Source organism: Cytobacillus sp. FSL W8-0315, assembly GCF_038002905.1.
GTDB lineage: Bacteria > Bacillota > Bacilli > Bacillales > Cytobacillaceae > Cytobacillus > Cytobacillus pseudoceanisediminis.
In genome coordinates this window covers 1,007,547-1,021,520 of sequence record NZ_JBBOOC010000001.1, presented here as the reverse complement: position 1 = coordinate 1,021,520, position 13,974 = coordinate 1,007,547, and the positions used below count along the sequence as shown (strand labels likewise).

At 45.2% G+C, this 13,974-nt stretch carries 11 protein-coding genes and 1 riboswitch; of the genes, 3 read left to right on the top strand and 8 right to left on the bottom strand.

Translation table 11 applies throughout. The features are described 5' to 3' along the window. Positions 1–28 precede the first annotated feature (28 nt). From MKY20_RS05440 to MKY20_RS05410, 7 genes are all read right to left on the bottom strand, one after another. Positions 29–1,321, bottom strand: coding sequence for a YhfT family protein (locus tag MKY20_RS05440; protein ID WP_217026567.1), 1,293 nt, complete (start codon positions 1,319–1,321; stop codon positions 29–31). A 27-nt stretch (positions 1,322–1,348) separates the two neighbouring features. Next, the gene (locus MKY20_RS05435) at positions 1,349–1,708 is read right to left on the bottom strand and encodes a DUF2620 domain-containing protein (RefSeq protein ID WP_071156324.1); all 360 of its coding nucleotides are present in this window, start codon (positions 1,706–1,708) and stop codon (positions 1,349–1,351) included. 1 nt (position 1,709) lies between these two features. Further along, complete coding sequence (locus tag MKY20_RS05430; RefSeq protein ID WP_009332153.1) at positions 1,710–2,084, bottom strand: PRD domain-containing protein; 375 nt, start codon at positions 2,082–2,084, stop codon at positions 1,710–1,712. A gap of 67 nt (positions 2,085–2,151) precedes the next feature. Continuing rightward, on the bottom strand, positions 2,152–3,084 hold the full coding sequence (gene yhfZ / locus MKY20_RS05425) for a GntR family transcriptional regulator YhfZ (RefSeq protein WP_009332154.1): 933 nt from the start codon (positions 3,082–3,084) through the stop codon (positions 2,152–2,154). A 391-nt stretch (positions 3,085–3,475) separates the two neighbouring features. Beyond that, positions 3,476–4,282, bottom strand: a complete 807-nt coding sequence (locus tag MKY20_RS05420) for a YwqG family protein (RefSeq protein ID WP_251174286.1) — start codon at positions 4,280–4,282, stop codon at positions 3,476–3,478. A 20-nt stretch (positions 4,283–4,302) separates the two neighbouring features. After that, positions 4,303–4,707: a hypothetical protein gene (locus tag MKY20_RS05415; RefSeq protein ID WP_251174287.1), complete on the bottom strand. Its 405-nt coding sequence runs from the start codon at positions 4,705–4,707 to the stop codon at positions 4,303–4,305. Between the two features lie 111 nt (positions 4,708–4,818). Beyond that, complete coding sequence (locus MKY20_RS05410) at positions 4,819–5,748, bottom strand: methyl-accepting chemotaxis protein (protein WP_071157188.1); 930 nt, start codon at positions 5,746–5,748, stop codon at positions 4,819–4,821. Positions 5,749–5,808: 60 nt separating this feature from the next. Beyond that, a riboswitch (cyclic di-GMP riboswitch) is annotated at positions 5,809–5,892 on the bottom strand. Between the two features lie 145 nt (positions 5,893–6,037). Here MKY20_RS05410 and MKY20_RS05405 point away from each other — a divergent pair. Continuing rightward, positions 6,038–7,585 (top strand): alpha/beta hydrolase, encoded by a 1,548-nt coding sequence (locus tag MKY20_RS05405; RefSeq protein WP_251266806.1) that lies wholly within the window; start codon positions 6,038–6,040, stop codon positions 7,583–7,585. Between the two features lie 478 nt (positions 7,586–8,063). Here the strand turns inward: MKY20_RS05405 and MKY20_RS05400 are convergent, their stop codons facing one another. Continuing rightward, complete coding sequence (locus tag MKY20_RS05400) at positions 8,064–9,275, bottom strand: MFS transporter (protein ID WP_251174288.1); 1,212 nt, start codon at positions 9,273–9,275, stop codon at positions 8,064–8,066. Positions 9,276–9,542: 267 nt separating this feature from the next. On the opposite strand from MKY20_RS05400, the gene MKY20_RS05395 reads away from it, so the two are divergent. Together MKY20_RS05395 and MKY20_RS05390 are read left to right on the top strand one after the other, a co-directional pair. Further along, positions 9,543–11,162, top strand: coding sequence for an SWIM zinc finger family protein (locus MKY20_RS05395; RefSeq protein ID WP_019380661.1), 1,620 nt, complete (start codon positions 9,543–9,545; stop codon positions 11,160–11,162). Further along, positions 11,155–13,974 carry a DEAD/DEAH box helicase gene (locus tag MKY20_RS05390; RefSeq protein ID WP_341000608.1) on the top strand — a complete coding sequence of 940 codons (2,820 nt, stop codon included), beginning with the start codon at positions 11,155–11,157 and terminating at the stop codon, positions 13,972–13,974. The genes MKY20_RS05395 and MKY20_RS05390 overlap by 8 nt, the downstream gene beginning before the upstream one ends.

Genomic DNA, 13,974 nt, shown 5'->3' with positions numbered 1-13,974 from the left:
TCCACTCCGTTCTCTTTATTTGGTTCCTTTACTGAGGTATGTTCATGATTCCAAGTGCAACCAAAATATTGGCAATGATTCCGACTGCAATGGCACCCACAGGGCCGACCGCAATGCGGACAATCGGACGTCCTGCCGCTTCATTCAGCAAATAGAATCCGGCGATGAAGAAGAATCCGAACCCCGGCGCAATCGCATTAGCGGCATTTGCTCCGCCGATTAATAGGGCTACTTCCAGAAGCTTGGTCATCGCACTGCGGATATTTTCTCCGGAATTACGCACACCGGGATATTTATCAAGGAATCTCGCAATTGAACTTAATAGCATAACTTCAATGAAAATAATAATGACCCCGCCGATTAAAGCCACCCAAACATTCGGGGAGAAAAATCCGACGACGAAAATGAGCGTAAATCCGACCGGGCTGTATACGCCTGTTGCAATTGCTGTACTGGCTACAAGCGGAATAAAACCTAGTGCACGGGCAGCCGCTGCAATTCCGGCATCTGTTGCTTTGCCTTCCGCTAATAGATTTAGAGAAATCGGATCTCCTGCCATGATCCATAGATTCGTAGCAGCAGCAATAAGACCGCCAATAATCATAAAGAACACGACATTTTTTCTGATTTTCGCCACTTTGTCACTGAATACTGCGGCAAGGTCGATGGAAGAGCCTTCTTCTGCCTTTTCCTTCATGGCAAATACAAGAAGGAAGATCATTCCTGTAATAAGGGCCATTCCTTCCTGGTTCAGTGTTACTGTAGTTCCTGAAATCGTAAGGACTCCGCTTTCATTCAGCCAGACAGCGAGCTGACGGATTAATGCTGAAACGATAAACGTTATGACCCCTTTTTTCACGCTGAACTGCAAAGCAACCGCAAGCGCCGGGAATGCCATAAATGTTACGACAACCGGTGTTCCAACGGCTCCCATCGCTTCAAGGAAATTAAGCGGCAGATAATCAAACAGCTTCACAAAGCCTTCGAGCCCGATTAACAGCCCTGCTCCATAAGCACCGCCAATCACAGCCGCAAGCGGTGTTCCCCATTTATTTTTCGGTGTCAGCAAACCGATAATATCTGTTCCCAGCAGGATGCTGTGAACGAGGATGATACTGGCCGAGAGTGTAAAAGGTATTCCAAATCCGATTACAAGGCCGAAACTCATCGCAAAGGCAGTGAAGGCAAGATCCCGTCTCGTCATCCTTCCCTCGACGTGTTCGGAGACAATTGGACGAAGCCCATCATTGAAAACCGCAATATTCATATTGGCCAAAACAGCAGCAACGGCACCAATCAGGATAATTAACGTCATTTCCATTTCTATTTCCCCCTCAGATAAAATGGATTAGCTTTTATTCTTTAAAGCTTTGATAATCATAGGCACTGCGGTCTCTTTGTGGTCAGCTGTAAATCCAAACGCTTTCTTCCCTTCATTGACAGCGATTACAATTTTCTCCTCAACAGGCTTTTTTCCTGGCATGGAGACGGTCTCGCAATTTGGCTTGCCGAGTAGTGCAATCGCCATGGCCAAAGCTCCGCCGCCGCCTGTGTGGCAGGCTCCCACATAATAATCTGCCTGTCCCGTCTTAACAGCCATCGCAGCCTCCAGATCCGACTTAACCATCGTTGTTATGCTGCTATCAATCTCTTTTATCAAGCTCTCAATCTCTTTTTTATCAACCTGTCCGCCAACTACAATTTTCATCTTAATTTCCTCCTTTGTTGATTTGCAGTACATTTGTGTAATGTATGACCAGAAAATCGATTTCTTCTTGGGGGAGCTGATTCTTCCATAGCTGCTGTACGTAATCGATTTCTTTTATTGCCACTGATGCTTCTAGTGACTGTTTAACTTCATCCAGCAAGGCAGGATGGGGAGCCTCAACCTGTTCACCCTTTTCAATTCTCGTCAGAGCTGTCGGCAAATGGGTGAACAGCATTTCAGCTCCATCTATGGCATCTTTTTTCAAGTGTGACTGTAAATGCATAAACGCTAACGTGCTTATATCAGCTGCTTTGGTACTGACAACAGATGAAGCTAAAAGAATGTCCATTCTTTCTTTCAATTGATTTAAATCCATGTTTAAATCCCTCCAGAATACAGTATTTAGTATATTAGTGCTGATAAGAAACTAGAACTTCAGTTTCTTAATAGTGAGGATACTTGTTTCCTTCCTCCACCAGCCTTTGGGTCTCTTCCACTTTATTAAACTGGAGGAGCTGGATTTGTTCCCTGATATTTGTTCTTTCACTTTCTATGACAATGGCTGCTGTGGTTGCTTTTATGGCCAGTTCCTTTGCCTTTTTTGATTTAAAGTCAGAGGAGGCAAACGTTTTTAGCGCCCTCGCTTCATCTGCATTCCAGACCGCTGCATCAATACTGCCGTTTTTCAGCATATTGAAAAGCTGCATATAGTCCACCTTTATCAGTTCAACCTTGTGCTTTTCACATTCAAGGAGGGTAATATTTGCCTGGTCGGCAGATGAATAGTCAATTCCTATTTTCATGCCATCGGTAATCTCGCTGTTTTTGCTATCTGAAAAAAAGACTCTATGGGACGTTACATAGGTCTCGGGCCCAAGTGTATGGAGAATTTCCAGGCCCTCAAACTCCTGCACTGCCTCTTCTGCCGCCAGCTGAGACATGATCGCAAAATCGTAGCGCCGGGTTTTTAATGATTCGATCCGCCTTCTCGCTCCTCTCATATATGCAAGGCCAGACTTCTTGTTGATTTCCTCAAACCCTTCGACAATGCCAGTCGCCAATCCCTCATACTTGCGGGAATAAGGCAGCGGCATTACGCCCATCACTGGTCCGATGCCGGCAATCTCATACAGCAGGTTGATGTCCCTCTTCTTCAGAAAGGTCCCAAGATGTCCTCTGGATTCAAGAGCTATGGCATGCAAATCTTCCAGCACTCTTAATGCCCCCTGAACAGTTCCCCTGCCCAAGGATAGCTTTTCCGTAAAATCACTTACGCGGGGGATTCTCTCTCCCTCTGAAAACTGAATAAGCTCCTTTGCAATAAACTTTGCAGCCAGCCCATTCTTTGAATATAAACTTTCCCAAATACGGCTCATAATGTAATACCTCTTTACCTTTAATCAATATACGAAAAACTGTATATTATAAGTGTAGCGGTTATTTTTTATTAATTCAAGAGTTTTCTAACTTTTCCGCAATTTAATATTGCTAATTTCCTTTATTCTTCTTAGATAGGGGTTTCGCTTGTAAATGAGTCTGTTGATTTCCACCGCGGACAATTAGTTTGCCATGTCCAGACTCCATCTCTCGGGTTTCTGCTTCTCCTGTCCGAAGGGGCTAAATGTTCGGACTCACTCGCCCGAATTTCTGCTTCTTCTGTCCGAAGGGGCGCTTCAGGTTCGGACTCAGCCGCTCAGGTTTATCCTTTTTCTGTCCAAATGTGAACCCCCCCATTCAGTTATCTCCTCATAATTGGGGGTTGGTACGTTAGCAGCAATCCCAATTATAAAGAACATCTGTAAAATTCCTCTTCCGCAAATCCTCTTCCTTAATAAAGAAGTTGGCAACACCGCTGTCCCCAAACATCAGCTCAATATCATCGTCCGTATCCGCCTGGAATAGCAAAATCTTATAATCACCTGTTGGGTCCCCTTTTTCTCTAGGATCCTGCTGGGTGAAGTAGGGATAGCCGCCAACTTTATGGCCCTCTGCACCTAATTCCTCGGAGTAAAGCTCATATAAATCCTCATAATCCGGATGATCGATGGATTCAAATAAGTCAATTTTGACCATGTCCTCAAATCGGAAATCCTCAGCAGGTACAGGAGCGAACTTAAGGTTAAAAATCATCTTTGCTTCCTGGACTATCGGATCATATTCATCACCTAAATCAGGCATATACGAAAAATCTGTCACAAGGTCTGACTCATCTTTCACGCCATTTGGATGATAAACAACCCGAAAATTTTTTTGATCAGCCGGGTTATCAAAATCAAGTCCGTACATATCATCAGCCGGCGAGAGATAGAATTGAAGAATTCCGCTCTCAGGCATAGGCTCAATGTGAGGAACTTCTTCGAAATTGATTTGCGCAAATAGATTCATATAATTTCCCTGCTCATCCTTTGGATGTTCGCTCGTTTTTGGAAGGTAGGGCTTTCCTCCGAACTTGCTTTCATAAAGTGTGGTCTCCCCTCTTTCTGCATGTATGCAGACAAACGATTTAACTGTTTTTTCTAATTCGCTCCGATGTTTTTCAAATTCCTTAGGCAGCTTTAAAGATTGATTTCCCATACTTTTTCCTCCTGTTTCTCTTAATTGGTAAGTTCATCCCAAAATTCAGCTATCCATTGTTCTAACTCCGTTGTTATTTCTTGTGAAGATTCATCCAGAAGCTCCCCAAACAACTTGCTTCCAGGGATTTTTTTCGATACCGGCATTCCAAGAAAAAAGTATTCGCATTCCCAAATTTTAATGATTTTTACATCTATGAGATCCCCTCTTTTATCAGAAATCCCCAGTGAAATGGAGGAACTGTATCCAGGCTGGAAAACATCTCTGCCCTCCTGATTAAATTCAGCCTCGAGTTTCAGGCCTTTCTTTGAAAAAGCCGCTTTATTCTCTCTTAGAAGCTTTTCAATTTGTTCTTTTAGTTCCTTTTCAATTCTATGAATCTTCCCCTTTAACTCTGAAGTGAATGTCCTGTGGAAATATTTCATAAAAACATCTTCTCTCATCAAAAATAAACAGAATATATGTAAATTCGCCAGCCTCATCCATTCTTCCTATCTGCAGAAAAAAAGAGCTGCTATAAAGCAGCCCACATTTTCCTATAAAATACTCTTAAAACCCTTCGCCTGTTCATCCAGCTTTCTTGCAGCTTCCCCGATATCTTTAAAAGCAGATACAGCATGTTCATTATGAACCTGGTTTTCACTTATGCCTGACTGTGATTGCAGAGTTGCGTCACTAATTTTGTTGATTTCATCTGATATTCCTTTGATGTGGGCACTGACTTCCTGGATGGAGTCCTGCACCCGGTTTGCGAGCTTTCGCACTTCTCCGGCAACGACGTTGAAGCCTCTGCCATGTTCGCCGGCACGTGCTGCTTCAATAGCTGCATTTAATGCCAGGAGGTTCGTTTGGGCCGCGATTTCACGGATTGTTTTTACGATGCTGCCGATGGATTGTGTCTGTGATTTGAGAGAATGGAGAATTTCCAGGTTCCCTTTGGACTCATAAACGAGCTTGGCTATTGCCTGAGCTGCCTCTTTGCTTCTTTCAATTCCAGCTTTTGCTTTTTCACTAAGGGCTTCTGACATTGCCTGAAGCTGGAATGCTACCTGCGCTGTATTCGTTTCCCTTTCTGTAATATCCGTAGCAACCTTTACAACACTTTCTACACTGCCATCATTCCCAAATACCGGTGTGTAAGTCGCTTCGAGCCAGATAAGATCTCCTTGCTTGTTCACACGCTGAATTTTTTCCTGAAAGCTTTTGCCATTGCGCAGATTTCTCCAAAGCTCCTGATATTCCCTGCTGGCGGCAAATTCAGGGGTGCAAAATTGCTTATGCATCATATTTGGCATTTCTTCTGCACGATATTTGACAGTGCGGGCAAAATTCTCATTTGCCCACAGCACTTTCCCGTTACTATCAAATTCAATCATAGCCAGAGAATTTTCAATTGCAGCCAAAACAGCTTCTTTTTCAAGAACCTGTGTGCTTTTAAAATGACTAGGCTTATAAGTTGTAAGCATGCTCTTCCTCTTTTCAAAAAAGGTTGTCAGAACATATCCCTACAAGGGGACTGGTCCCATGTAAGTGCTGGCCGGTTGCGCTACTAGCTCGAATTCATTAAAGCGCCCATATCTACTTGAATTCCCATTGCTTCCAACTTGTCCCGCATGTAAGGCTATAGTACTAGCATCGGTCAGTCATCACAATTCTCAATGCTCTGCTTTCATTTATACTGAAAATTCAAATAATTAATTACTAAGACCCATGATTCCCATAATTAGTAAAAGTAGAATAGAACTGTAAGAGATTATGCAGAAGGGATTGATTTATCTGAAAAATAAGCTAATTGCGTTATCACTGGCATCTGCTTTAAGCTTTTCACTTTTTCCGGAAAGAAGTTTTGCCGAGCAAACTGCTGCGGAAAACCAGGCCATAATACCTGGTGCGCATACAGTAACGGAACAATACTTTGATGGTGTGAACAACAACTGGCTGACCACCAAGAATCCCCTCCAATATCAGCAGGCGACCCTTTACGGAAACATCGGTCTTGCTCCTTATCTCTGGGGAAATGCCGAGGAAGGAACCGGATGGCATCAAATGTATAAGCCTTCTTCTGTAACGGGAACACAGGTAAATGGTATTTTTGAAGATGCCCAGTTTGTCATAAGGGTTCCGGATCACTGGAATGGCCGGCTGGTTGTTTCGGGAATCCCGGCTACAAGAAATGAAACATCAACCGACCTGCTTTTCAGCGACTATGTCCTGGAAAAAGGATATGCTTTTGCAGCGATTGATAAAGGCACCCAGGGTGACGCTGATTCAGCTGATCCATTTGCAAAAGTAAAGAATGCCTTAGCCGCTGAGGATGATAGCGTAGCAGAATGGCACCAGCGGTTCCGGCAGGTTACGAAAGCCGCACAGCGATACTTAGTCAGCCATTATTCCGATGGTCTGATCGATCCGGCAGATTCTACTGACCCGGCGAGCGATTTAGTATCGGCAGTGCATAAAATTCCTACATATGCGATGGGAATTTCCAATGGCGGATACGTCGTGCGCTATGCCCTTGAAAATGACCATCCAGAGAAGACTGGCGAACCGCGTCTTTTTGATGGAGGAGTTGATTGGGAAGGCGTGTTATGGACGGAAGAAAAGCCAAATTTAATCAGTTCTCTGACCACCGTAGTGAATCATGCGGAGGAAGCTTTGTTTGGAAGCGGCAAAATAAAGCAGAAAGCGATTAAAGAGCTATACAAAGCTGGATTGCCCAAAGGATCGGAAAAACTATGGGCCTATCATGATCAGGTATACTGGTTTGTCTCGCTGAATATCTATCGGGACCATTTCGATCCGGAAGCCCCAGGCCGTACCCATTGGAGCAATTACCTGAACTTTGTTAATGGCGTGAGAGACCGATCCTTTGATTCTGTCTTTGAAGATTATAAATATGTGACCCGTCCAAAAGAAGTGAAAGAAAATATTAAGGAAGTGGCCAATACTGGAGATATAGATGTGCCGCTCATCTCTTTCACTGGTTCCCTTGATTCGCTGATATTCCCGGATATTCATGCAAAGGGATATCAAAAGCTGGTCAAGAAAGCCGGAAAGCAGGATCTGCACCGAATGTATACTATTGAGAATGGGAACCATGTTGACAGCCTTGTCTGGAACAGCTCCGCCGATCCGGATAAAGAACTTCAGCCTTTGTTGCCTTACGCTCACCAGTCATTCGACTTGCTTATCGACTGGGTGGAAAACGGGAAAGCTGCTCCTGAGAGCAAAACGGTCAATGCTCCAGAGAACCCGGTTAAGGTTATTGATTTAAAAACGGGGCAGGAACGGGATCCCCGTTAGGTTGAGGCAGGAGTGTTGGTCTGCAGTCTTAAAAATGGCTAACCGCACGAAAAAATTTCTATCCGCACGTAAATTGTGGTTATAAGCACAGAAAAAATTTTATCCGCAAGTAAGTTGAGTCTATCCGCACATAAACTGATTTTAATGATACATGAAGGCATCTCAGTGCGGTTTTTATGGAAGAAATATGCCCCAATCGTTTTGGATTGGGGCTTTTAAGCTTCGTATTAAATGTTTTTAGTAAATGAACGGTTCATTTTCGATAAATCCGCCTTGTGACGAACTTCAATAAGGAAATTTCTGCTCTGCTGGCCCGAAGCTGACAAAAGTACGGACTCCAACTGGATTATTCCTACTGTCAGACTCTGACACGGTTCGGACTCTAACTGACTAATTTCTGCTTAGCATGTCCGAAGGCGACACGGGTTCGGACTCCGATTAAATTGCCGCTCAGTCTGTCCGAAGCCCCTCTATCATATCAGCGATGAACCTTCCTGCTGCCTGCCATCAGCCACACCACAACCGGAAGCAGACCAAAGGAAACCACCGTAATCCCCGTCCAGCCCCCAGTCTGCCATACCAGGCCGGCAAGCGTCCCTCCGGTTGCCACTCCAAGGTAATAGCTTACGAGATAGATGCTCGAGGCACCGGCTTTGTGATGGGCAGCGCGCTCATTTACAATGGCCGCCATCAGTGAATGCGCCACAAAGAATCCAAGACAGGTCAGGCATAGACCTATTACAATTACTGATAAAGAGTGCACATTGGTAAGCAAGGTCCCTCCTATTAAAATGACAGTTCCGACCGAGACCAGTGTAGCTTGCCTAAAATGAGCAGATAGCCTTCCGCCCAGAATGGAGCCAACTATACCGAAGCTGTATGCCAGGTAAGTAAACGAAATATTTTTTACAGAAAGATTAAAAGGATCCTGTTCGAGGTAAAAAGGCAGGTACGTCCATACTCCTGTAAACGAGAATTGGAGGAGGATTCCCATCGCGAACGCAGGGAAAAGTTTCGTGTTTTTCAGATGTGAGCCCATGCCTGATAAGTCTTTTTGAACTGATATTTTACTGGGCTTAAAATAATGAGATTTTGGCAGAGTCATAAAATAAATGATGAATAACAGAATGGAGAATCCAAATAGGAAGTAAACAGAAGTCTGCCAGCTGGCCATATCAGCAATGTACCCGACGAAGATGCGGCCGGCCATTCCGCCAATGGCATTGGCTGCAATATACATGGTGATGCCGAGACTGACGCTTCTAGAATCAAGTTCCTCCCCTAGATACGCGATGGCAGCTGCAGGCAGGCCCGCTATACAAATGCCCTGCAGGAAACGCAGCACCAGAAACGTTTCGAAATTAGGCGAAACGGGCAAAAGCACTAACGGAATAATAGTGCAAACAAGCGTAATATTCATTATGGAAACCCGCCCAATTCGATCAGATAGAAACCCGAAAAATAACAATCCGAAAATCATAGAAACCACAGCAGCAGACAGTGATAAACCGGCTGCTGCAGATGTGATGTCAAATGATTTCACGAGCAGCGGCATAATCGGCTGCACAAAGTATAAATTAGCGAATACTAAAATGGATGCACTCGTCATCGCAATCATAATTTTTTTGAAGCCGGCATCATGCAGCGAATATTTATCAGCTTCCTGTTGTCTAGCATTTACAGCAGTCATTTTCCCACCCAGTTCCTATAAAGCATTAAATCCATCATACCATTTTATTTGAAATGGATCGAAAATTCCGATATTTTTTTCCCGCACAATTCCCATTAAGAACTTCCCTCAGCTATTTTTGAAACAGCGCACACCTTCATTCCAACTGCCCTAAATGTTATAATATAGGAATGTACTTTGGAACATGGGGACTGGCTGATTGTCCCCTACGGGTAGATGGGACAAGGAATCTGTCCCTTTGTCCCACACCAACAAGGGGGTTGTGAAATGATTCCGGAGCGGTTTTTGGAGCCTTTAGAGTTTGCAGCGAATGAGCTGAAGGGGTTACTGCGGGCAGAGAATGAGGAAGATGCGCGCCTGGTGCAGAAGGGGCTGATGCTTTTTCGGCAGGGGCTTGTGTATCAGCTTCGCTTCGAAGATGATAAGGTTTTGGCGACGGTCCAGGATGTGACTCCCGCAAAGGTTGAACTTAATCTTGAGTTCATTCATTTGAGCGAGTGTTCCTGTCCGGCTGAAGGTTTTTGCCGCCATCAGACTGCGGTATTTCTGCAGCTTCTTTCCAAAGCCAAAAGTGTGTCCATGTGGATTGAAGAGTGGAGGAAGCCGATAAAGGAAAAGCAGACAGCCAAGAATTGGGGGCTTCAAAGAGCGAAGGATCTTTTGAAATCCTCCGGTCAGATGAAGACAGGTTACGACGGCTGGGTTGCCGGATTCGAGGAAAGCTTTACCGAGCTGCTGGAAAAACAGGGAGAGCCTCGTCCCTATGTACTCCCTGAGCTTTTCCATGTTTATCTGCGGCGCATGAAAGCGGGAGCACCGGTTGAACAGGAATGGAAGCTGCTGTATCTGCTTGTCGGCTATGTCTTTTCTTTTAAAAAGCTAATGGCGCTGAGCAGGAAGTACGGCCATGGCGAAGAATTGATTGACCGTTATTACCGCCATCTCTATCAGTCCCTGATGGAAGATTCGGTTGAGATAATGAACAAACTGTCGGTGCACTCCCTTCCCTTCGCTTTCGATCAATATATTGAAAAACTGAAAGATGATTCCGCCGGGCTGATCACCGGTTCTTTTGGGTTGGATTATGAGCGGGCCCATTTATATCGGCTGTTATGGACACATTTTTTTAAAAAGAAAGAATGGCGTGAAGCGGAGATCCAGAAGCTGGAATCCTCCATCAAAGAGGAATCGCCCAGCCTTCCGTCTGTGACAGGCTATGTGCATCTTCATATCCTTGAACGTAATGATGAACAGGCACTCAGTGTTTTAAATGTGCCAAATCATTTAATGACTCCTTACATGCTTTACTGGATCGATTATTTTTCAGCCAATAAGGACTGGAATCGGATGGGTCCTTATGCAGAAGCATTTATCCATAAATTACGGGATTACTTGAAACAATCTGATGACTATTATGCCTGCATGGATTTTACCAGGATGGCCATCAAGGCTATTTCTCCGTATTGCCTGGAAAGCAGCAAAATGGATTTATACGAGAAAGCCTTGATGGAAACGCTGCCGTACAGCTACAGCGACTATGAATACCTCCTTTTTGAAAAAGGCGAATTCATAAAGTGGGCCGATCTGCAGGCGTTTATTGGCTTTGATATTGATTCTTTAGGCAAGGACCGGATCAGGGAAATCAGCAAAAAGGAACCCTCCATACTCCTGCCGCTCTATCACCAGGCCATCACTGCCCATATCAATATGAAAAACAGGGATCATTACCGTGAGGCTGTCCGGAAAATGAAAAAGCTTCGCACGCTGTACAATAAGCTGAAACGCCAGGAAGACTGGCAGCTTTTTCTTGAATTGCTGCTTGAAAAAACGAAACGTCTCCGCGCCTTTCAGGAAGAATGCAAAAGGGGTAAGCTAATCGATGCTTAAAACGAGATTTCTCCATGTGAAAGTGAAACCAATAAACAATGACCGCTACCTGATTTTTGCCGTCAATGAAGAAGGCCGCCTCCTGTCCCCAAAAGAATGGAAGCCGCTTCTTTTTAACCATCACAGAGAAAGTTTCTTTGGAACAATGCTTGATGCTGTTGATGCGGACGGAATCAAAGGGATCTCTGTAAGCGGCTGGCAGCTCGTTACCCTGTTTACGGCTGAGCAGTTCAACCGTTTGATTGATTGGAGCTGGGATGAAACTGCCGAAATCCTGCTGGCTTCCTCTCATGCTCTTTACGATTCGATCGTGGAAAAAGAATGGATGCCGGATTTCGCCGCCTGGGAACAGGATCAATTCCGCTGGGCACTGCCGGAAAGTGTGGTTACCGAATTCGGCACAAACTTTTGGGACCAGGCTGTAGAAGGCTCACCTGTCAGGGAGTTTATCGGAGATTTATTTCACCGCTCCCTTGATGGCTATATGAATCAGAATCAGGAAGCGAAAGCACAGTTCGGTGAAAAGCTTGAAGCATTGCGGAGTGAGCACCTCTCACCAAAGGATCTTGCTGCTTATTTTGATGAAGAAAGCTGGCAGGAATGGATCGGGGTTAAATCAAATGAAGCTCCTTTTTCGATTGGACTTAAGCTGGAAGAGCCCGGGGAAATTGATTCCAGCTGGGATCTGGCGATATTCCTCCGCGGAAAAAATAATTCTGATGTCTTTGTCGACTTCAAGGACTATTCGAACTATCCCCACGACTGGCATGATTTTGAAGATTCTATTGACAAAGAGATCGAGCGCTGGCTTGAGCTATTCCCATGGCTTGAAGGCAAGCCTGGAATGATCTCCACTTCACTGACTGAAGATGAAGCCTGGACCTTTCTCACTGAAGCGAGCGAAACCCTGCTGGCACTTGGCGTGGAAATCCTGCTTCCTTCGTGGTGGCAGGCTATGAAAAATGCAAGCCTAAAGGTCAAAGCAAAAGTGAAAGGAACCGGGAGCCACCGTCCTTCGTTTGTCGGGCTTCAGTCCATGCTTGATTATGATTGGCGCTTCAGCATGAATGGCGTTGATTTAACAGAGGATGAATTCCGGGGTATGGTTGAGGAAAAAAGAAGGCTTGTCTACATTCGCGGCCGCTGGATCAAGCTGGATCCCCATTTTGTCCGCCATATTCAGGATTTAATGAAGAAAGCGGAAAAAGAAGGATTGCATGTCCGTGACTTGATAGAACAGGAGCTTATGGCTGACGAGAGCACGCAGGAAGACGAGCTGGATAATCCTAAGGCTTTTGCCCGCATTCAGATCGAGCTTAACCGCCAATGGAAACAGATGGTGAAGCAGCTTCGCGATATCAAAAGTCTTCCGCTTGAAGAGGTCCCTGCAAGCTTCAAGGGTGATCTTCGCCCTTATCAGAAGCTCGGCATGAGCTGGCTGCTGTTTCTGCGCCGATATGGTTTTGGCGCCATTCTGGCAGATGATATGGGGCTTGGAAAAACGATTCAGCTGATCTCTTATCTGTTAAAGGTAAAGAAAGAGGAAGACAGCGGCCCATCGCTTATCGTCTGCCCTACATCTGTCCTCGGCAACTGGCAGAAGGAAATCGAGCGCTTTGCACCTGGCATGAATGTTTATCTCCATTACGGTTCAAATCGTCTGAAGGGTGAAAGCTTTTCTGAAAAAGTAATGGAGTCTGATATTGTGCTGACCTCCTATGGACTAACCCATATGGATCTGGAGGATTTTGAAACCATCGAGTGGAGCTCAATTTCAATTGATGAAGCTCAAAATATTAAAAATGCCCAGACAAAGCAATCGCGGGCTGTCCGAAAGTTAAAAGGCAAGCACCATATTGCCCTCACCGGCACGCCCATGGAAAACCGGCTGACCGAGCTCTGGTCCATTTTTGACTTTACGAACCATGGCTATCTCGGCAGCCTCGGGCAGTTTCAGAAGCGCTATGTACTGCCGATTGAAAAGGATGATGACAAGGATAAAGTCAGGCAGCTGCAGGCATATATCCGTCCCTTCCTCCTCCGCCGCACGAAGAAGGATGAGGATGTGGCCTTGAACCTGCCTGATAAGCTTGAGCAGAAGGAATATTGTCCTCTTACTGCTGAGCAGGCCTCGCTATACGAGCAGCTTGTCCAGGATACATTCGCACAGATCGAAAAGCTGTCCGGGTTTGAGCGTAAAGGTCTGATCCTGCAGTTATTAAGCCGCTTAAAGCAGCTGTGCAACCACCCGGCCCTTTATTTAAAAGAGGAGAAGCCTAAGCATGTCCTTGAACGTTCTGTAAAGCTTGAAAAGTTAAGCGAGCTTGTCAGTGCTGTACATGAGCAGGGAGAAAGCTGCCTGATTTTTACCCAGTATATTGAAATGGGGAACATGATCGCCCGCTTGCTGAAAAAACAATTCGGATTCGACGTTCCATTTTTAAACGGCAGCGTGCCAAAGCAGGAACGGGACAATATGATCAGCCGTTTTCAAGATCATGAATTCCCGGTTTTCCTGCTGTCGCTTAAAGCTGGCGGAACCGGTTTGAATCTGACGGCAGCAAACCATGTCATCCATTATGACCGCTGGTGGAATCCCGCCGTCGAAAACCAGGCAACCGACCGCGCATACCGAATTGGGCAAAAACGCTTTGTTCATGTCCATAAAATGATTGCCACCGGGACGCTCGAAGAGAAGATTGATGCCATGCTCGAAAAAAAACAGTCCCTTAATGATCAAATTATTACGAGCGAGAATTGGATTACCGAGCTTTCAACAGATGAGCTGAGAGATCTGGTTCACCTGACATAA